The following is a 21,439-nucleotide window of genomic DNA, read 5'->3' as shown; positions in this document are numbered from 1 at the left end:
ACGGCTCTGCAAATCATTCCTTTGGCTGATTTGGCTGGCGTATAAGGGTTCTAGAGTACAAAACTCCAACGCCAACACCGTGCAGTCAGAAAAGGGATTCTTATGTTGCAGACTCGCGTTATTCCGCCCGCCGAAGGGGCCTACCAGTATCCATTGCTGATTAAACGGCTGCTGATGTCGGGCGCCCGTTACGAGAAAACCCGCGAGATCATCTACCGTGACCAGTTGCGCTACAGCTATCCGACGCTGATCGAGCGCGTCGCGCGACTGGCCAACGTACTGACGGCAGCCGGCGTAAAGGCCGGCGATACCGTGGCGGTGATGGACTGGGACAGCCATCGCTACCTCGAATGCATGTTTGCCATTCCGATGATCGGCGCAGTGATTCACACCATCAACGTGCGCCTGTCGCCGGAACAGATCCTCTACACCATGAACCACGCCGAGGACCGCTTCGTGCTGGTCAATAGCGAGTTCGTCGGGCTGTACCAGGCCATCACGCCGCACCTGACCACGGTGGAGAAAACCCTGCTGCTGACCGATCTGCCGGAAAAAACCGCGGATCTGCCGAATCTGGTCGGCGAGTACGAACAACTGCTGGCGGCCGCAAGCCCGCAGTACGACTTCCAGGACTTCGACGAAAACTCGGTCGCCACCACCTTCTACACCACGGGCACCACCGGCAATCCGAAAGGTGTCTATTTCACCCATCGGCAACTGGTGCTGCACACCATGGGCGTGTCGACCATCATGGGCGCCATCGACAGCGTGCGGCTGCTGGGCACCAACGACGTGTACATGCCGATCACCCCGATGTTCCACGTGCATGCCTGGGGCCTGCCGTATGTGGCGACCATGCTCGGGCTCAAGCAGGTTTATCCGGGGCGTTACGACCCGGAGTTCCTCGTCGAGTTGTGGCGCAAGGAGAAGGTCACGTTCTCCCATTGCGTACCGACCATCCTGCAGATGGTGCTCAACGCCAAGGGCGCGCAGGGCACCGATTTCGGAGGCTGGAAAATCGTCATCGGCGGCAGTGCGCTCAATCGCACGCTGTATGAAACGGCCAAGAGCAAAGGCATTCAACTGACGGCGGCCTATGGCATGTCGGAAACCGGGCCGCTTGTCTCCTGTGCGCACCTCAACGACGAGTTGATGGCGGGCACCGAAGACGAGCGCACCACCTACCGGATCAAGGCTGGCGTGCCGGGACCATTGGTCGAAGCGGCCATCGTCGATGGCGACGGCAACTTCCTGCCGGCCGATGGCGAAACCCAAGGCGAACTGGTGCTGCGCGCACCGTGGCTGACCGAAGGTTATTTCAACGAACCGCAGAAGGGCGCCGAGCTGTGGGCCGGTGGCTGGCTGCACACCGGGGACGTCGCTACGCTCGACAGCATGGGCGTGATCGACATCCGCGACCGCATCAAGGACGTGATCAAGACCGGTGGCGAATGGATTTCCTCGCTGGACCTCGAAGACCTGATCAGCCGTCACGTTGCGGTACGTGAGGTAGCAGTGGTGGGCATCGCCGATCCGCAGTGGGGCGAGCGCCCGTTTGCCCTGCTGGTGATCCGCGAAGGGCACGCCATCGGGGCCCGCGAGCTCAAGGAACACCTCAAGCCGTTCGTGGAACTGGGGCACCTGAGCAAGTGGGCAATCCCGAGCCAGATCGCGCTTGTTACTGAAATTCCCAAGACCAGTGTCGGCAAACTCGACAAGAAGCGCATCCGCCTCGACATCACCGAATGGCAGGCCAACAACAGCACCTTCCTCTCGACACTTTGAGTGTCCTCTGGCGCGCCGAAAACGGCGCGCCAGCCCCACCAAGCAAGCGCTTGGCTTGTGAAATCGGAAAAATCAGCCATCCTTGCCGGGCCGACATGTGTCGGACTGGCGAAAGGACTGTTCCAGAGTGGCCGGCAGCTGCAAATCACACTTTAGAGGGATCAAGCAGTACCACCTGCTGGCTATAGTCCGCTCAAGGATTTTTAAGAACGGGGCAATGCAACATTGAAGCGATTTCGGGAGGCTCCTGGCGCCCGGTCCTTCAGGCGTTTTTAAAAGTACTCACTGCCATAACAATAATGCACATGGAGTAGCGTCGATGACCTCAGTAAACCAGTTCTGGCGCCGGGCGAAACTGCCTCTGGCGGTCAGTCTTGCCTCCACGCTCGCCGGGCCCGCATTCGGCGTCAGCTTCAACGTCGGTGAAATCGAAGGCCAGTTCGACTCCTCGCTCTCCCTGGGCATGAGTGTGTCGACCCAGCAGCCGAACAAGGATCTTATTGGTGTCAACAACGGCGGCCGGGGCCTGTCCCAGACCTCCGACGACGGTCACTTGAACTTCAAGAGCGGGCAAGCGTTCTCGAAGATCTTCAAGGGCATCCATGACCTCGAACTGAAATACGGCGACACCGGTGTCTTCGTCCGGGGCAAGTACTGGTACGACTTCGCGTTGCAGAACCAGGACCTGGAATACAAGGACGTCAGCAACCACAACCGTGACGTGGCAGCCCGCTCTTCGGGCGGCCAGATCCTCGATGCGTTCATCTACCACAACTACGCGATTGCCGATGAGCCGGGTTCGGTGCGTCTGGGCAAGCAGGTGGTGAACTGGGGTGAAAGTACCTTCATCGGTGGCGGCATCAACTCGATCAACCCGATCGACGTTTCCGCATTTCGCCGTCCGGGCGCCGAGATCAAGGAAGGCCTGATCCCGGTCAACATGTTCTATCTGTCCCAGAGCATCACCGAAAACCTGTCGGCCGAAGGTTTCTACCAGATCGACTGGCAGAAGACCGTGACCGACAACTGCGGCACCTTCTTCTCCCAGCCTGACATCGTCACCACCGGTTGCGACGACAACCTGCGGGTGCTGAACAAGCGCTCGACCATTCCAGGTGTTGCCCTCGGCCCGCTGGCGGCTGCCGGTGTCGATGTCAACGAAGAAGGCGTGCTGGTGCGTCGCTCCCCGAACCGCAATGCGCGGGACAGCGGGCAGTGGGGCGTGTCCGCCAAGTACATGTTCGATCCGCTGGCCACCGAGTTCGGTGCCTACTTCATGAACTACCACAGCCGTGCGCCGATCTTCAGCGCGACCGGTGCGCCACAGTCGATCTATAACGGCGTCAAGGCGCTTCCAGGCCCGTTCCAGGCATTGGGCCCTCTGGTGGTGGCGGGTAACTCCGAGTACTTCATCGAGTATCCGGAGGACATTCGCCTCTACGGTCTGAGCTTCTCCACCACCCTGCCTACCGGTACGGCTTGGAGCGGTGAGGTCAGCTACCGGCCGAATGCGCCGGTGCAACTGAACTCCACCGACATCCTGTTCGCCGGTGTGCGTCCGTTGGGCGGCGCGCTGACCAACGCCTCGATCCTCAATGGCGTTCCGGGCCAGGACCTGCACGGTTACAACCGCAAGGAAATCACCCAACTGCAGACCACCCTGACGCACTTCTTCGATCAGGTGATGGGCGCCAACCGCCTGACCCTGGTGGGTGAAGTCGGCGTGACCCACGTCGGCGGTCTGGAAAGCAAGTCCGAGGCCCGTTACGGCCGCGATCCGGTCTTCGGTCCGGGTGAACTGCCGTCCACTGGCGGCCTGAACACCTGCTCGCAGATCCTCAACACCTCGACCATCAACGGTGCCGGCCCTGGCGCATCGACCAGCAACCGCTCCAGCAATTGCGACAACAACGGCTTCACCACCGCCACTTCCTGGGGCTATCGCGCTCGTGCCATCTGGGATTACAGCGACGTGTTCGCCGGCGTGAACCTGAAGCCGAACGTGGCCTGGTCCCACGACGTCAAGGGTTACTCCCCGGGCCCTGGCGGCAACTTCGAGGAAGGCCGCAAGGCCATCAGCCTCGGGCTGGATGCCGAATACCAGAACACCTACACCGCAAGCCTGGCCTACACCAACTTCTTTGGTGGCGAATACAGCACGGTGGATGATCGCGACTTCGTTGCCCTCAGTGTTGGCGTGAACTTCTAAGCGCAGTTTTTTCAGGACGAACAAACCTATGAAAATAACAAAGAATCTGTTCCACGCCGGTGTTCTGGGGCTTTCGCTGCTGGCGACCAGCGTGATGGCGGCAGTCCCTGCCGCCGAGGCCGACAAACTGGGCAAGAGCCTGACCCCGATGGGCGCCGAGATGGCGGGCAACGCCGACGGTTCGATCCCGGCCTGGAAACCACTGGCGAAAAATGCCGGCACCGTCGACAGCAAAGGCTTCCTGTCCGATCCGTACGGCAGTGAGAAACCGTTGTTCACCATCACCGCGCAGAACGTTGACCAGTACAAGGACAAACTTGCACCGGGCCAGTACGCGATGTTCAAGCGTTACCCGGATACCTTCAAAATGCCGGTCTACCCGTCCCATCGCGGTGCCACCGTGCCGGATGACGTGTTCGCCGCGATCAAGAAAAACGCCACGACCACCACGCTGGTAGCGGGCGGCAACGGCCTGGAAAACTTCCAGACCGCCATCCCGTTCCCGATCCCGAAAGACGGTCTGGAAGTCATCTGGAACCACATCACCCGCTATCGCGGTGGCAGCGTGACCCGTCTGGTGACCCAGGCGACGCCACAGACCAACGGCTCGTTCAGCCTGGTGTATTTCCAGGACCAGTTCGTGTTCCGCGACAAGATGAAGGATTACGATCCGGCCAACCCGGGCAACGTGCTGTTCTACTTCAAGCAGAAAGTGACCGCGCCGGCTCGCCTGGCAGGTACCGTGCTGCTGGTGCACGAGACCCTCGACCAGGTGAAGGAGCCGCGCAAGGCCTGGGTCTATGCGACCGGTCAGCGCCGAGTGCGTCAGGCACCACAAGTGTCCTATGACGGTCCGGGTACTGCGGCGGACGGTCTGCGTACCTCCGACAACCTCGACATGTACAACGGCGCACCGGATCGTTATGACTGGAAGCTGGAAGGCAAGAAAGAGATGTACATTGCCAACAACAGCTACAAGATCGATTCGCCGACGCTGAAGTACACCGACATCATCAAGGCCGGCCACATCAATCAGGACCTGACCCGTTACGAGCTGCGTCGCGTCTGGCACGTGGTGGCTACCCTGAAGCCGGGCCAGCGCCACATCTACGCCAAACGTGACTTCTTCATCGATGAAGATACCTGGCAGGCAGCGGTCATCGACCACTACGACGGTCGCGGTCAGCTGTGGCGCGTCGCCGAGGCCCATGCCGAGGACTACTACGACAAGCAAGTGCCGTGGTACGCGCTGGAAACCCTGTACGACCTGCAATCGGGTCGTTACCTGGCACTGGGCATGAAGAACGAAGAGAAACAGGCGTATGACTTCGGCTTCTCTGCCACCAAGAGCGAATTCCAGCCAGGCAACCTGGGCCAGGACGGTATCCGCTAAGCTGTAACCCGAGGCCGCATCCTCGAAAAAACGCCCCGACTGGTTCGGGGCTTTTTTTTGCGTGGTGATTTTGTAGCCATTTGTAGCAACAACTTCATATGCACGCCATTTAAGGCTAGTCTGCGGACATCTGCTACGCCGCCAACAGCCATTCGAACAAGAGCCGGCCATGACTGATCTGTCCCCACTTCCGGGTCCTGCAAGCGTTGCCGTCGCGGCACTGGACGGGCGTTTTTTTCGCCCACCCTTGCCTGACGGATACGTATTGCGGCCACGCCTTTGCGAGCGACTGCAAGCCGGGCTCGGTGGACGTCTGTTGCTGGTCTGCGCCCCGGCCGGGTTTGGCAAGAGTTCGCTGGCCGTGGAGTTCTGTCAAAGTCTGCCGGCGCATTGGCAAAGTCTGTGGCTGGGACTGAGCGCCCGGGACAGCGATCCGGGGCGCTTTCTCGAGCGTTTGCTCGAAGGTCTGCAGGACTACTTCCCGCAACTGGGCAGCCGTGCACTCGGCCTGTTGAAAATGCGCCAGCGCCATCAGCCGTTCGCTTTCGAGGAGTGGCTCGACGGACTGCTCGATGAGCTGGCATTGCAACTGAAGCCCGCTTCACCCCTGTTGCTGGTACTGGACGATTACCACCTCGCCCAAGGGCCGGTGCTCGACCGTTGTCTGCAATTTTTCCTCAATCATTTGCCCGATGGCTTGCTGGTGATGGTGACCAGCCGCCAGCGGCCGGACTGGCATCTCGCCCGCTTGCGTCTGTCGCGACAATTGCTCGAGCTGCATGAACAGGATTTACGTCTGACTCACGACGAAGCCCTGGCCCTGCTTGATCGCCACAGCAGCTCGCTGCGCGGCGAAGCCCTCGAGAACCTGATTCATCGTAGTGAGGGCTGGGTCGCCGGACTGCGCTTCTGGTTGCTGGCCGCTGCCGAGGCAGGCAGTGATATGGCGTTGCCTCAAGCACTGAATGGCGGGGAAGGGCTGATCCGCGATTACCTGCTGGAAGAGGTCATCGACTGCCTGCCGGCCGAGGTGCAAGCGTTTCTCTACGACACCGCGCCGCAGGAACGTTTTTGCAGCGAGCTGTGCGATGCGGTGCGCGAATCCCACGACAGTGCAGAAATTCTGCGCTTCCTGCTGGCCCATCAGGTGTTTCTGGTGCCGCTGGACGAGCATGGGCACTGGTATCGCTACCATCATCTGTTTTCCGATCTGTTGCGCAGTCGGCCAATCGCTCGGGCGGTGGTTCCTGTCGCGACGCTGCACCTGCGCGCCTGCCGCTGGTTCAATGCTCAAGGCTTGCTGGACGAAGCCGTGGAACAGGCGCTGCGCGCAGGGCATCTGGATGTGGCGGCGAATCTGGTGCAGAACCTGTCCGAGGAGCAGTTGCTCGCCGAGCAGAACGTCGGCATGTTGCTGCGCTGGAAAATGGACTTGCCCGACAGCCTGCTGATCAGCACGCCGCGCCTGATCGTGTTGTACAGCTGGGCGCTGGGGCTGGCATGCCAGCTCGATGCGGCCGAGGAGCTTGCCAGTCACCTGAGCCGGTTTCTGCCGGCGCCATCGGCCACCGCACAGAAATCCATGCTCGCCCAGTGGCTGGCGCTCAAGGGCATCATCGCCCGAGGCCGGGGCCATCGCGAGCAGACCATCGAATATTGCAGCGAAGCACTCGAGAGCCTGCCGGCCAAGCGTTATGGCCAGCGCCTGATGTGTTTGTCGACCTTGTCCAACCTGGCGATTGCCGATGGCGATCTGTGGCGCGCACGAGGCTTGAACCGAGAATCCCTGGAGCTGGCGCAGCGGGTCGGCAACCCGCTGTTCGAAGCGTTGGCCCATTACGACCGCGCCCGGGTGTTGCAGGCACGTGGGGAAATTGTGCGTTCGCTCGATGAAGTGCAACAGGGCCTGGAGCGCCTGCGTGGATTATCGGCCCAGCGCTTGTACGCCGTGCGTGCGCGGCTGACGCTGTACGAGGGATTTCTGTTGGCCATGCGCTTGCAGCCCGAAGCGGCGCGCCAGCGATTACAGGCGGGTTTGAGCGAAGCTCGGGCCTGTCGCGATATCAGCGTGTTGATCGGCCATTGCGTCATCGCCCGACTTGACGGCAGCAGCGGCGACTACGCAAGGGCCTTTGCCGAGCTGGCCGAAGCCGAGCGTCTGATGCACATCTGGGACGTTCCGCCGATCTACTACCTGGCGATGATTACCCTGGTCAAATGTGAACTGTGGCTGGCGCAGGGGCGCATTGACCTGGCAGAGGCCTGGCTGGGGAGGCTGGGTCAGACTTATACCGGCGAGCGTGCCGCAGCTCCGCCGGAGTTTCACCCGCAATTGCCATTGCATGTCGAATTGCAGCAGGCGTTGCTGGACGTCATTCAGGGGCAACCCATGCTCGCCGAAGGGCGGCTGAATGTATTGCTGGAAAACGGCCAGCAAACCGGGCGTCAGCTGTTGAGCGTGATGGCATTGACGCAAAAAGTGGCGTTGCTGCTGGCGAGCAGTCGTGAACCTGAAGCCCGAAAAGCATTGGCTCAGGCGATTGAAGCGGCCAGCGGCGGGGTGCTGCAACCCTTTGATGCCCTGGTCAAACAACATGCCGAGTGGTTGCGCGGGCAGCTGTTGTTGACGTTGCCGGGCTTCGTCAGCCAGCAATTGCTGGAGCATTTCCCTCTCGTGGCATCGCGCAACGTTCAAGAGCTCCCGACGGCGGAGCAACTGAGCAGCCGGGAACTGGCAGTCTTGCGGTTGATCGCCCAAGGCTGTTCGAATCAGGAAATCAGCGAGCAACTGTTCATTTCGCTGCATACCGTGAAAACCCATGCGAGCCATATCAACAGCAAGCTGGGGGTGGAGCGGCGCACGCAGGCAGTGGCGCGGGCCAAGGAACTGGGCGTGTTGTGTTAGCGGATATTCAATGGTCACGGCCAATAAAAAACGCCCCGATACGATCGGGGCGTTTTTTTATCCGGCCTGTGAGACAGGCCGGATTGCAGCTTTACGGTAAAACCATCATGCCACCAGATCGTTGGCGCTGAATGTATTGACCCCCACCAACTGGATTTCGAAGTCTGCCGTGGCGTTGCCGCTGACGTTGCCCGACAGAATGTGATCGACGAATCGCAGTTGCCCGGCTCCAGTGAATTCACCTGCGCCAATGAAGGTGAAGCCATTGAGGCCTGCCGCCAACAGATTGGCATCGAAGTGGCTCAGATCGATCTTGTCACCCTGCAGGCTGCTGAAGTCGCTGATGACATCACGATTGGCTCCGATCCCCATTTCGTTGACGGCGCTGAAAACAAAGGTGTCCGCGCCTGCGCCGCCGATGAGCGTGTCAGCGCCGGCGCCTCCATTCAGAACGTTGTTGGCGCTGTTGCCGGTCAGCGTGTTGTTCAGGCTGTTGCCGGTGATGTTGAACGCACCGCTGCCCAACAGCGAGACGTTCTCGACGTTCTGCAGATTGCTCAGGCTCAGGTCAATCAGGTTGGTCAGCGGTGTGGCCGAGTAAACGACATTCAGGGTGTCGTTACCCTCGTTGGCGTTTTCCTGCACCAGTGCCAGTTCACCGGCCTGATCGAGGAAGTAGGCATCGTTGCCTTTACCGCCGATCAGGGTATCGAGGCCGGCGCCGCCATTGAGCTGGTTGTCGCCGTCGTTGCCGATGATGACGTTGTTCAGGGCGTTGCCGATGCCATAGATGTTGGCATTGCCGGTCAGCGTGAGGTTTTCCAGGTTGGCGCCAAGGATGTAGTCCACCGACGCTTTAACAGTGTCGATCTCGCTGGCCAGGGTGCTGGTTTCTCTGACCACGTCGCCGACGTTGTCGACGATGTAGGTATCGTTGCCGAGCCCGCCCACCATCAGGTCAGCGCCAGCGCCACCGTCGAGAATGTTGTCGCCGTCGTTGCCGTTGATGGCGTTGCCCAGTGCGTTGCCGGTGCCATTGAGGTTGGCGGTGCCGGTCAGGGTGAGAATTTCCACGTTGGCGCCGAGGGTGTAGTCGATCGAGGCGCGCACGGTGTCGACCTCATTGGCCAGTGTGCTGGTTTCAATGACCACGTCGCCGACGTTGTCGACGATGTAGGTGTCGTTGCCGGCACCGCCAATCATCAGGTCAGCCCCTGCACCGCCATCGAGGATGTTGTCGGAGGCGTTGCCGGTCAGGGTGTTGTTCAGGCCGTTGCCGGTGATGTTGAACGCACCGCTGCCCAGCACCGTGAGGTTTTCGATGTTCTGCAGATTGCTCAGGCTCAGATCGATCAGGCTGTTTTGCGCTGTCGCGGCATACACGACATTGAGGGTGTCGTTGCCTTCGCCGGCATTCTCCTGCACCAGCGCCAGTTCACCGGCCTGATCGAGGAAGTAGCTGTCGTTGCCTTTGCCGCCGATCAGGGTGTCGAGACCGGCACCGCCATTGAGCTGGTTGTCGCCGTCGTTACCGATGATGACGTTGTTCAGGGCGTTGCCGATGCCATAGGTATTGGCGTTGCCGGTCAGCGTGAGGTTTTCCAGGTTGGCGCCAAGGATGTAGTCCACCGACGCTTTTACGGTGTCGATCTCGCTGGCCAGGGTGCTGGTTTCGCTGACCACGTCGCCGACGTTGTCGACGATGTAGGTATCGTTGCCAGCACCGCCAATCAACAGGTCAGCCCCTGCACCACCATCGAGGATGTTGTCGGAGGCGTTGCCGGTCAGGGTGTTGTTCAGGCTGTTGCCGGTAATGTTGAACGCACCAGCGCCCAGCAGCGAGACGTTCTCGATGTTCTGCAGATTGCTCAGGGTCAGGTCGACGAGTCGGGTCTGAGCCGTGGCGGCATAAACGAGACTCAGGGTATCGATGCCTTCGTTGGCGTTCTCCTGCACCAGCGCCAGTTCACCGGCCTGATCGAGGTAGTAGGTATCGTTGCCTTTGCCGCCGATCAGGGTGTCGAGACCGGCACCGCCATTGAGTTGGTTGTCGCCGTCGTTGCCGATGATGACGTTGTTCAGGGCGTTGCCGATGCCGTAGATATTGGCATTGCCGGTCAGCGTGAGGTTTTCCAGGTTGTCGCCAAGGATGTAGTCCACCGACGCTTTTACCGTGTCGATCTCGCTGGCCAGGGTGCTGGTTTCTCTGACCACGTCGCCGACGTTGTCGACGATGTAGGTATCGTTGCCAAGCCCGCCCACCATCAGGTCGGCGCCGGCGCCACCATCGAGAATGTTGTCGCCGTCGTTACCGTTGATGGCGTTGCCCAGTGCGTTGCCGGTGCCATTGAGGTTGGCGGTGCCGGTCAGGGTGAGAATTTCCACGTTGGCGCCGAGGGTGTAGTCGATCGACGCTTTTACGGTGTCGATCTCATTGGCCAGGGTACTGGTTTCGCTGACCACGTCGCCGATGTTGTCGACGATGTAGGTGTCGTTGCCGGCACCGCCAATCATCAGGTCAGCCCCTGCACCGCCATCGAGAATGTTGTCGGAGGCGTTGCCGGTCAGGGTGTTGTTCAGGCCGTTGCCGGTGATGTTGAACGCACCGCTGCCCAGCACCGCGAGATTTTCGATGTTCTGCAGATTGCTCAGACTCAGATCGATGAGGCTGTTTTGCGCCGTGGCGGCATACACGACATTGAGTGTGTCGTTACCTTCGCCGGCATTTTCCTGCACCAGCGCCAGTTCACCGGCCTGATCGAGGAAGTAGCTGTCGTTGCCTTTGCCGCCGATTAAAGTGTCGAGCCCGGCGCCGCCATTGAGCTGGTTGTCGCCGTCGTTACCGGTGATGACGTTGTTCAGGGCGTTGCCGATACCGTAGGTATTGGCGTTACCGGTCAGTATCAGGTTTTCCAGGTTGGCACTGAGGATGTAGTCCACCGACGCTTTGACGGTGTCGATCTCGCTGGCCAGGGTGCTGGTTTCCCGGATGACATCGCCGACGTTGTCGACGATGTAGGTATCGTTGCCGAGCCCGCCCACCATCAGGTCAGCGCCCACACCGCCATCGAGCACGTTGTCGGCAGCGTTACCGGTCAACAGGTTGTTAAGGCTGTTGCCGGTCACGTTGAATGCACCGCTGCCGAGCAGCGAGACGTTTTCGATGTTCTGCAGATTGCTCAGTGTCAGGTCGATCAGGCTTGTCTGCGCGGTGGCGTTATAAACGATATTGAGCGTGTCGCTGCCTTCATTGGCATTTTCTTGCACCAGCGCCAGTTCGCCTGCCTGATCGAGAACGTAGGTGTCGTTACCTTTACCGCCGATCAAGGTATCAAGGCCGGCACCGCCATCGAGTACGTTGTCGTCAGCATTGCCGGTCAGCGTGTTGTTCAGGCTGTTGCCGGTCACGTTGAACGCACCGCTGCCCAGCACCGTGAGGTTTTCGATGTTCTGCAGATTGCTCAGGCTCAGATCGATCAGGCTGTTTTGTGCCGTGGCCGCATACACGACATTCAGGGTGTCGTTGCCTTCGCCGGCATTCTCCTGCACCAGCGCCAGTTCACCGGCCTGATCGAGGAAGTAGTTGTCGTTGCCTTTGCCGCCGATCAGGGTGTCGAGGCCGGCACCGCCATTGAGCTGGTTGTCGCCGTCGTTACCGATGATGACGTTGTTCAGGGCGTTGCCGATGCCGTAGGTATTGGCATTGCCGGTCAGCGTGAGGTTTTCCAGGTTGGCGCCAAGGACGTAATCGATCGACGCTTTTACGGTGTCGATCTCGCTGGCCAGGGTGCTGGTTTCGCTGACCACGTCGCCGACGTTGTCGACCACGTAGGTGTCGTTACCGGCACCGCCGATCAGCAGGTCAGCCCCCGCACCGCCATCGAGAATGTTGTCCGAGGCGTTGCCGGTCAGGGTGTTGTTCAGGCTGTTACCGGTAATGTTGAAGGCACCAGCGCCCAGCAGCGAGACGTTCTCGATGTTCTGCAGATTGCTCAGGCTCAGATCGACAAGTCGGGTCTGAGCCGTAGCGGCATAAACCAGATTCAGGGTGTCGGTGCCTTCGTTGGCGTTCTCCTGCACCAGCGCCAGTTCACCGGCCTGATCGAGGTAGTAGGTATCGTTGCCTTTGCCGCCGATCAGGGTGTCGAGGCCGGCGCCGCCATTGAGCTGGTTGTCGCCGTCGTTGCCGATGATGACGTTGTTCAGGGCGTTGCCGATGCCGTAGGTATTGGCATTACCGGTCAGCGTGAGGTTTTCCAGGTTGTCGCCGAGGATGTAGTCGATCGAGGCTTTGACGGTGTCGATCTCGCTGGCCAGGGTGCTGGTTTCTCTGACCACGTCGCCGACGTTGTCGACGATGTAGGTATCGTTGCCGAGACCGCCCACCATCAGGTCGGCGCCGGCGCCGCCGTCGAGAATGTTGTCGCCGGAGTTACCGTTGATGGCGTTGCCCAGCGCATTGCCGGTGCCATTGAGGTTGGCGTTGCCGGTCAGGGTGAGAATTTCCACGTTGGCGCCGAGGGTGTAGTCGATCGACGCTTTTACGGTGTCGATCTCATTGGCCAGGGTGCTGGTTTCGCTGACCACGTCGCCGACGTTGTCGACGATGTAGGTATCGTTGCCGAGCCCGCCCACCAACAGGTCAGCACCGGCACCACCATCGAGGATGTTGTCGGAGGCGTTGCCGGTCAGGGTGTTGTTCAAACCGTTGCCGGTCACGTTGAACGCACCGCTGCCCAGAACCGTGAGGTTTTCGATGTTCTGCAGATTGCTCAGGCTCAAGTCGACCAGGTTGTTTTGCGCCGTCGCGGCATAAGTGACATTGAGGGTGTCGTTGCCTTCGCCGGCATTTTCCTGCACCAGCGCCAGTTCACCGGCCTGATCGAGGAAGTAGCTGTCGTTGCCTTTGCCGCCGATGAGGGTATCGAGCCCGGCGCCGCCATTGAGCTGGTTGTCGCCGTCGTTACCGATGATGACGTTGTTCAGGGCGTTGCCGATGCCATAGATATTGGCGTTGCCAGTCAGCGTGAGGTTTTCCAGGTTGGCGCCAAGGATGTAGTCCACCGACGCTTTTACCGTGTCGATCTCGCTGGCCAGGGTGCTGGTTTCTCTGACCACGTCGCCGACGTTGTCGACGATGTAGGTATCGTTGCCAAGCCCGCCCACCATCAGGTCGGCGCCGGCGCCACCGTCGAGAATGTTGTCACCGGCGTTGCCGTTGATCGCGTTGTCCAGCGCATTGCCGGTGCCGTTGAGGTTGGCAGTGCCGGTCAGGGTGAGAATTTCCACGTTGGCGCCGAGGGTGTAGTCGATCGACGCTTTTACGGTGTCGATCTCGCTGGCCAAAGTGCTGGTTTCGCTTACCACGTCGCCGATGTTGTCGACCACGTAGGTGTCGTTGCCGGCACCGCCGATCAGCAGGTCAGCCCCTGCACCGCCATCGAGAACGTTGTCGGAGGCGTTGCCGGTCAGGGTGTTGTTCAGGCCGTTGCCGGTCACGTTGAACGCACCGCTGCCCAGCACCGTGAGGTTTTCGATGTTCTGCAGATTGCTCAGGCCCAGGTCGATCAGGCTGTTTTGTGCCGTGGCGGCATACACGACATTGAGCGTGTCGTTGCCTTCGCCGGCATTTTCCTGCACCAGCGCCAGTTCACCGGCCTGATCGAGGAAGTAGGTATCGTTGCCTTTGCCGCCGATCAGGGTGTCGAGACCGGCACCGCCATTGAGCTGGTTGTCGCCGTCGTTACCGGTGATGACGTTGTTCTGGGTATTGCCGATGCCATAGATATTGGCGTTGCCGGTCAGTATCAGATTTTCCAGGTTGGCGCTGAGGATGAAGTCCACCGAGGCTTTTACGGTGTCGATCTCGCTGGCCAGGGTGCTGGTTTCGCTGACCACGTCGCCGACGTTGTCGACGATGTAGGTATCGTTGCCGAGCCCGCCTGCCATCAGGTCGGCACCCGTGCCGCCGTCGAGGACGTTGTTGCCGTCGTTACCGGTGATGACGTTGTTCAGCGCATTGCCGGTGCCGTTGAGGTTGGCTGTTCCGGTGAGGGTCAGGTTTTCCAGATTGGCGCCGAGGGTGTAGTCGATCGAAGCTCGAACGGTGTCGATCTCGGTGGCGAGGGTGCTGGTTTCGTTGATCACATCGCCCACGTTGTCGACCACGTAGGTATCGTTGCCGGCACCGCCGGTCATGATGTCGGCACCCGCACCGCCATCCAGGACGTTGTTGCCGCTGTTGCCGGTCAGTACGTTGACCAGGTCGTTGCCTGTCAGGTCGATGGATGCAGAGCCCAGCAGCACACCGTCTTCCACAAAGTTGGAGAGGGTGTAGGTGACCGTTGTGCGTACTTCGTCATGACCATTGCCATTGAATTCCATCACTCGGTCGTTGATGTCGTCGATGATGTAGACGTCATCACCCGCGCCGCCCCAGAGCCAGTCGGCACCGGATCCGCCATCGAGAATGTTGTTGCCGCTGTTGCCATTGATCCGGTTGTCACTGAAGTTGCCGGTGCCGTTAAGGTTGGCCGTGCCGGTAAGCGTCAGGGTTTCGATGTAGTTGCCAAGGGTGTAGGTGACGGAGGAATAGACCAGGTCATGGTCGTAGGACCAGTCCTCGATGATCACATCGTTGGTGTTGTCGACATAATAGGTGTCGCTGCCCGCGCCGCCGAGCATGGTGTCGGCGCCAACGCCGCCATCGATGATGTTATTGCCCGAGTTACCCGTCAGGACGTTGTTGTACTCGTTACCTGTAAGGCTGAGCGAGGCTGTGCCCAGCAGCTCGCCGTCTTCGATATTGGCCCCGAGCGTGTAGCTGACGCTCGTGCGTACCAGGTCGCGACCTTCGTTGGCGAGTTCGACGACCGTATCGTCGAGGCGATCGATCACGTAAGTATCGTCGCCTGTTCCTCCCACCAGCGTGTCGGCCCCCGCGCCGCCGTCCAGAACATCGTTGCCGGCACCGCCCTGCAGATTGTTGGCGGAGTCGTTGCCGCTCAACACGTTGTTCAGGTTGTTGCCAATGAGGTTGAACGCGCCCTTGCCCAGCACCTGAACGTTCTCGAAGTTCACCAGGTTGTTCTGGTTCAGGTCGATGACATTGGTCTGTGCGTTGGCGTCATAGCTGATGTGCAGAGTGTCGTTGCCTTCGTTGGCCTTTTCCTGAACCAGGGCCAGTTCATCAGCTTGGTCGAGACTGTAGTCGTCGTTGCCCTTGCCGCCGATCAGGGTGTCGACACCTGCACCACCATCGAGCTGGTTATTGCCGTCGTTGCCGGTGATCACGTTGTTCTGCGTGTTGCCGGTGCCGTTGATGTTGGCACTGCCGGTCAGCGTGAGGTTCTCCAGGTTGGCGCCAAGGGTATAGGTCACCGACGCCAGCACGTTGTCGATCTCGGTGGCGAGGGTGCTGGATTCGACAATCACGTCGCCGACGTTGTCGACGATGTAGGTGTCGTTACCGGCACCGCCAATCAAGAGGTCCGTACCCTCGCGGCCGTCGAGAATGTTATTGCCGGCATTGCCGGCGATCACGTTATTCGACGCGTTGCCGTAAGCGTTGAGGTTGGCGTTGGTCAGCAGTGTCAGGTTTTCTACGTTTGGACTGCCGAACAGGTCATAGGTGACCGTTGAAAACACCGAGTCGATTTCGGTGGGTGACGTACCGGTTTCGACGACCACGTCACCTTTGTTATCGACGTAGTAGGTATCGTTACCTGCTCCGCCCACCATGTAGTCGGCGCCTTCACGACCATCCAGGACGTTGTCCAGGGCGTTGCCTCGAATCTGGTCGTTGAACGTCGAGCCGATGGCGTTTTCGATTTTGGAACCATAGGCAATGGCCAGGCCACTGTTGAAAAAGTTGTTCGTGTTGTAGAAGAAGCCAACGCCGATCGAACTGAATGCACCTTCATTCAGATCAAGGCTGACCGAAGACATCTGATTGCTGGCATCGATCGTGTCGTTGCCACCGGAATCCCAGATCGTCTCGAAAATTTTGTCGTACTGCTTCCAGCTGTAGACGGTATCGCCGGCCTGCCACTGGGTATTGGCGCCGTAGAGTGCCTGGATCGCGAGGATGTCCAGAAGCATCGGCGTCGTTGGCTGGTAGGAATAGTTGTTGTTGTAACTCATGACGGTGAAACGGACATCGTCCAGCGACGGGTCGAGAATCGTCGAGTTCAATGAGTTGGGGGAGAACGGGTGCTTCAACCCAATGGCATGACCGATTTCATGAATGTAGGTCAGATAGTCGTAAGAGCCATTGATCGGGAATTCGTTGGCGGGATCACCAATCCAGACGTCGCCACCCTTGGGTGTGTTGGATGGGGTATAGGCCCAGGCCGCCGCCTGGTCTTTCATCAACGCATAACCGCCAAAACGCAAATCGCCGACATTGGAAATGTCGTCAGTGGTTTTGGTAAACGTGATATTGGCAACCGAGCTCCAGGAGGCTAGCGCCCTGATGATTCCGCCTTGCTGCGACGTCGACAGTTCATACATGGCGTTGTATTCATTGTCGGCACTGTAGTTGGTCGCGAAGTAGGAGGTGCTGGCGGACATGAAGCTGTAGGTCAGATTGGTGGACCCGCCCAGTGGCCAATTGGATCCCGCCCAATAGGATCCGGACAATAGGCTGTCAACAGGTTTGACGCCGGTCAGCGAGGAATAAAAACTAAGCGTGGAACCAGTTGGGGTAGGCATTTTATTTCCTGAGAATGATGAGGCCCTTCCTGAATGCGGCCGCTACAAAAATGTCGATTTTGCATCAGAACGGATACGTTTGGCATCATATGGCCATTACTTTTTAACGTTATTCGTCAGATATCCGATTGGCTAACTGTATCGGCCGTTGAAGTAGACTTTGCAGCCTGCTTTTTCAGCGCTTATCAGGATTGATCATGACCTCTGTCCCCCCGGCACTTATCCGCGAAACCTTTCCCGTCGGCCCGCTTCAGTGCAACTGCACCATCATCGGTGATCCGATCACAAAAAAAGCCATCGTCGTCGATCCGGGTGGCAATCCTGACCTGATCATGGCGCGCCTCGAAGCCCATGGCCTGCAAGTCGTGAGCATCATCCACACCCACGCGCACCTCGATCACTTCCTTGCCTCCGGCCAGATGAAAGAGAAAACCGGTGCGACCCTGCATCTGCACAAGGAAGACCAGTTCCTGTGGGACAACCTGGAGATGCAATGTCAGATGTTCGGCGTGCCTTACACCCCGGTGCCATCGCCGGATCGCTGGCTGAGCGACGAGGAAGAACTGGCCTGCGGTTGCGGCGTGGCGCTGCACACGCCGGGGCATACACCCGGTTCCATGAGCTTTTGGTTTTCCGAGGCTAAGCTGTTGATTGCCGGCGACACGTTGTTCCGGCGCGGAGTAGGGCGCACGGATTTGTGGGGCGGCGATCAGGCGACCATCGTGCGATCGATCAAGCAGCGGCTGTACACACTGGACGAAGACGCGACCGTTGTGGCCGGACATGGCCCGGATACGCGTCTGGGCGATGAAATGCGGGAAAATCCGTTCGTGCGCGCCTAAACATTTTGTCACGAGTGCCCGGCGGAATTTTTGTGCATTGTCATGATCCAACGCCCGCAAAGGTCCATTGCCAAACGGCCGTTGCACCACAGAATGCAAAAAAAGTAGGAGCTCTCCATGTTCACCACGCGTCGTTTGATTATTGTCGCTACTGCCGTAGCCGTACTGTCCGGCTGCGCCTCGCCCAACCCGTATGACAATCAGGGTCAGGCCGACGGTGGCTCCCAGGGCATGAGCAAAACCGCCAAGTACGGCGGCCTCGGTGCACTGGCCGGTGCGCTGGCCGGTGCTGCCATCGATCACAACAACCGCGGCAAGGGCGCTTTGATCGGCGCTGCCGTCGTCGGTGCTTCCGCTGCCGGTTACGGCTATTACGCCGACCAGCAAGAGAAGAAACTGCGCGCCAGCATGGCCAACACCGGTGTCGAGGTGCAGCGTCAGGGTGACCAGATCAAGCTGATCATGCCGGGCAATATCACCTTCGCCACCGATTCGGCGAATATCGCGCCAAGCTTCTATCAACCGCTGAACAACCTGGCGGGCTCGCTCAGGGAATTCAACCAGAACCAGATCGAAATCGTCGGTTACACCGACAGCACCGGCAGCCGCCAGCACAACATGGACCTGTCCCAGCGTCGTGCGCAGAGCGTCGCAACCTACCTGACCTCGCAAGGCGTCAGCGGTGCCAACCTGTCGGCCCGTGGTGCCGGCCCGGATAATCCTGTTGCCAGCAACGGTGACGTCAATGGCCGGGCGCAGAACCGCCGCGTTGAAGTCAACCTGAAGGCGATTCCGGGCCAGCAGTACGGTGGTCAGCAGCAACAGCAGCCGGGTACGGTTCAGCAGTACCCGTAACCGTCAGGTACAAAAAAGCCCCCGGACAAGTGATTGTCCGGGGGCTTTTTGTTGGTGCGAAGACTGATTACTTCTTCAGACCGTAATGCTCATCCAGCATGCCAGGCGAGTTCGGGGTCTTCGGCGCGTAGTCACGCGGCGGCTCCTGGCTGTGCGGTGGCGTCAGGCGCTCCCGTGGAGCCTGAACCGCTTCGGAGTGCAGAGAGGCCAGCAGACGCTGACGGGTCTGTTCGTCCAGGGCCAGACGATTGGCGCCCTCGGCGAGATGGTCCTGCACTTCCTGATAGCTCTGGGTCAGCTTCTTGACCAGATTGGCGGTGCTGTTGAAGTGGGTCACCACTTCATTCTGATAACTGTCGAAACGTTCCTGAATGTCGTCCAGTTGACGCTGTGTGCGGCTGGGCGCGGCATTCGGCGCAACGCGTGCGATCAGGAAACCAATGGCGACACCCACAACCAGGGCAAGAGTCGGTAACAACCAAACTAAGAGCGAGTGTTCCACGAGTCCTTCCTCTATAAACGGCTTTGCTTTACGTTAACGGCTCGAACCTGCGCTGTATACCGCGATTCACTCGCAATAGATTGGCACAGACAATTTGCTAGACGAGTCGACCCGATTCGAGGTCACGGAGTTCCTTCCTTGCTGATGCGTGAAACCCCTGTAGTGATTGATGGCCCGGTGGGTCAACTTGAATCCTTGTACCTGGACAACGAACAGCCACGCGGCATCGCGCTGATCTGCCATCCCAACCCGGTGCAGGGCGGCACCATGCTCAACAAGGTCGTCTCGACCCTGCAGCGCACCGCGCGCGACGCGGGCCTGATTACCCTGCGTTTCAACTATCGCGGCGTCGGGGCCAGTGAAGGTTCCCATGACATGGGCAGCGGTGAAGTCGATGATGCCCAGGCTGCCGCCGCGTGGCTTCGGAAAAAACACCCGGATCTGCCGCTGACCCTGTTCGGTTTCTCCTTCGGTGGATTTGTTGCAGCAAGTCTCGGCGGTCGTCTTGAAGCACAAGGCGTGGCGCTCAAGCACTTGTTCATGGTCGCGCCTGCGGTCATGCGCCTGGGCGATCAGGATCAGTTGCCGCAGCAGGGCGAGCTGACCGTGATCCAGCCGGAAACCGACGAGGTGATCGATCCGCAGTTGGTCTACGAATGGTCCGACAAACTCCAGCGCCCCCATGAGCTGCTGAAAGTGGCAGAATGCGGACACTTTTTTCATGGCAAGCTGACCGATCTCAAGGATCTGATCCTGCCGCGTCTCTCGAATTGATTGCAGTCTGACAAGCGATTACCCATGACGAACCGTACCCGCATCCTCACCGGCATCACCACCACCGGCACCCCGCACCTGGGCAACTACGCCGGTGCCATTCGCCCGGCGATCGTCGCCAGCCGTGACACGAACGCCGATTCGTTCTACTTCCTGGCCGACTATCACGCACTGATCAAGTGCGATGACCCGCTGCGCATCCAGCGCTCGCGTCTGGAAATCGCCGCGACCTGGCTGGCCGGTGGCCTGGATGTGGATCGCGTGACCTTCTATCGCCAGTCCGACATCCCGGAAATCCCCGAGCTGACCTGGCTGCTGACGTGTGTCGCCGCCAAGGGCCTGCTCAACCGCGCCCATGCCTACAAGGCTTCGGTGGACAAGAACGTCGAGACCGGCGAAGACCCGGATGCCGGCATCACCATGGGCCTGTACAGCTACCCGGTGCTGATGGCGGCGGACATCCTGATGTTCAACGCGCACAAGGTGCCGGTCGGTCGCGACCAGATCCAGCACGTGGAAATGGCCCGCGACATCGGCCAGCGCTTCAACCACCTGTTCGGCCAGGGCAAGGAGTTCTTCACCATGCCCGAAGCGCTGATCGAAGAAAGCGTGGCCACGTTGCCGGGCCTGGACGGTCGCAAGATGTCCAAGAGCTACGACAACACCATCCCGCTGTTCACCAGTGCCAAGGACATGAAGGACGCGATCTCGCGGATCGTTACCGACTCCCGCGCGCCGGGCGAAGCAAAAGATCCGGACAATTCGCACCTGTTCACCCTGTTCCAGGCGTTCGCCACGCCGGCGCAGGCTGATGAATTCCGCAGCGAGCTGCTGGGCGGTCTGGGTTGGGGTGAAGCGAAGAACCGTCTGTTCCAGTTGCTCGACAACGAGCTGGGCGAGTCCCGCGAGCGTTACCACCAGTTGATCGAACGTCCGGCGGATCTGGAAGACATCCTGCAACACGGCGCGAAAAAGGCCCGTGCGGTGGCGACGCCGTTCCTCAACGAACTGCGTGAAGCGGTCGGCCTGCGCTCCTTCGTCAATCAGGTTCAGGTGGCCGCGACCACCAAGAAGAAAGCCGCGAAAGCTGCACGTTTCGTCAGCTTCCGTGAAGACGACGGCAGCTTCCGTTTCCGTCTGCTGGCGGCTGACGGCGAGCAATTGCTGCTGTCGCGCAACTTTGCCGACGGCAAGACCGCCGGCCAGGTGACCAAGCAACTGCAATCGGGTCAGGCGCTGGATGTGCGCAGCGAAGACCTGAGCTTCAGCGTCTGGCTGGAAGGCCAGTGTGTCGGTGACAGCCCGGCGTTCGCCGACGCTGCTGCGCGGGACGCGGCCATTGAGGCCTTGCGGATCGCTCTGACACCGGTTCAGGAATAATCAACGGGCCGGCCCGACCAAGGGCCGATTGCCATTCCCACGGGCCATCGCTACAGTGACGGCCCGTTTTTGTTGCCTTGCT

The 21,439-nt window shown here is 59.8% G+C and carries 10 protein-coding genes; 8 read left to right on the top strand and 2 right to left on the bottom strand.

All coding sequences use genetic code 11. The features are described from left to right. Positions 1-102: 102 nt before the first annotated feature. The 4 genes from AC07NR_RS19235 (at position 103) to AC07NR_RS19220 (ending at position 8,292) form a co-directional block, all read left to right on the top strand. Positions 103-1,785 (top strand): fatty acid--CoA ligase, encoded by a 1,683-nt coding sequence (locus AC07NR_RS19235; protein WP_305833601.1) that lies wholly within the window; start codon positions 103-105, stop codon positions 1,783-1,785. Positions 1,786-2,104: 319 nt separating this feature from the next. After that, on the top strand, positions 2,105-3,994 hold the full coding sequence (locus AC07NR_RS19230; protein WP_119426442.1) for a DUF1302 domain-containing protein: 1,890 nt from the start codon (positions 2,105-2,107) through the stop codon (positions 3,992-3,994). 28 nt (positions 3,995-4,022) lie between these two features. Further along, entirely contained in the window at positions 4,023-5,387 is a 1,365-nt protein-coding gene (locus AC07NR_RS19225) for a DUF1329 domain-containing protein (protein ID WP_085709331.1), read from the top strand. 169 nt (positions 5,388-5,556) lie between these two features. Further along, the gene (locus AC07NR_RS19220) at positions 5,557-8,292 is read left to right on the top strand and encodes a winged helix-turn-helix domain-containing protein (RefSeq protein ID WP_248739355.1); all 2,736 of its coding nucleotides are present in this window, start codon (positions 5,557-5,559) and stop codon (positions 8,290-8,292) included. Between the two features lie 105 nt (positions 8,293-8,397). On the opposite strand, the gene AC07NR_RS19215 is transcribed toward AC07NR_RS19220, so the two are convergent. Beyond that, positions 8,398-16,863 (bottom strand): M10 family metallopeptidase C-terminal domain-containing protein, encoded by an 8,466-nt coding sequence (locus tag AC07NR_RS19215; protein WP_495079171.1) that lies wholly within the window; start codon positions 16,861-16,863, stop codon positions 8,398-8,400. Positions 16,864-17,201: 338 nt separating this feature from the next. On the opposite strand from AC07NR_RS19215, the gene AC07NR_RS19210 reads away from it, so the two are divergent. After that, complete coding sequence (locus tag AC07NR_RS19210; protein WP_495079170.1) at positions 17,202-17,846, top strand: MBL fold metallo-hydrolase; 645 nt, start codon at positions 17,202-17,204, stop codon at positions 17,844-17,846. A 117-nt stretch (positions 17,847-17,963) separates the two neighbouring features. Continuing rightward, positions 17,964-18,701 carry a YiaD family glycine zipper/OmpA-like lipoprotein gene (locus AC07NR_RS19205; protein ID WP_085709335.1) on the top strand — a complete coding sequence of 246 codons (738 nt, stop codon included), beginning with the start codon at positions 17,964-17,966 and terminating at the stop codon, positions 18,699-18,701. Positions 18,702-18,768: 67 nt separating this feature from the next. On the opposite strand, the gene AC07NR_RS19200 is transcribed toward AC07NR_RS19205, so the two are convergent. Beyond that, positions 18,769-19,203 carry a Z-ring associated ZapG family protein gene (locus AC07NR_RS19200; RefSeq protein ID WP_085709336.1) on the bottom strand — a complete coding sequence of 145 codons (435 nt, stop codon included), beginning with the start codon at positions 19,201-19,203 and terminating at the stop codon, positions 18,769-18,771. Between the two features lie 144 nt (positions 19,204-19,347). Between AC07NR_RS19200 and AC07NR_RS19195 the strand changes: the two genes are divergently transcribed. Together AC07NR_RS19195 and AC07NR_RS19190 are read left to right on the top strand one after the other, a co-directional pair. Beyond that, positions 19,348-19,977, top strand: a complete 630-nt coding sequence (locus tag AC07NR_RS19195) for an alpha/beta hydrolase (protein WP_495079214.1) — start codon at positions 19,348-19,350, stop codon at positions 19,975-19,977. Positions 19,978-20,001: 24 nt separating this feature from the next. Then, positions 20,002-21,357: a tryptophan--tRNA ligase gene (locus AC07NR_RS19190; protein WP_495079169.1), complete on the top strand. Its 1,356-nt coding sequence runs from the start codon at positions 20,002-20,004 to the stop codon at positions 21,355-21,357. Positions 21,358-21,439 lie beyond the last annotated feature (82 nt).

It is taken from the genome of Pseudomonas sp. GW821-FHT09C09 (genome assembly GCF_059418105.1).
Note: the sequence above shows the minus strand (reverse complement) of the source record. Positions and strands in the feature narration are given on the sequence as shown.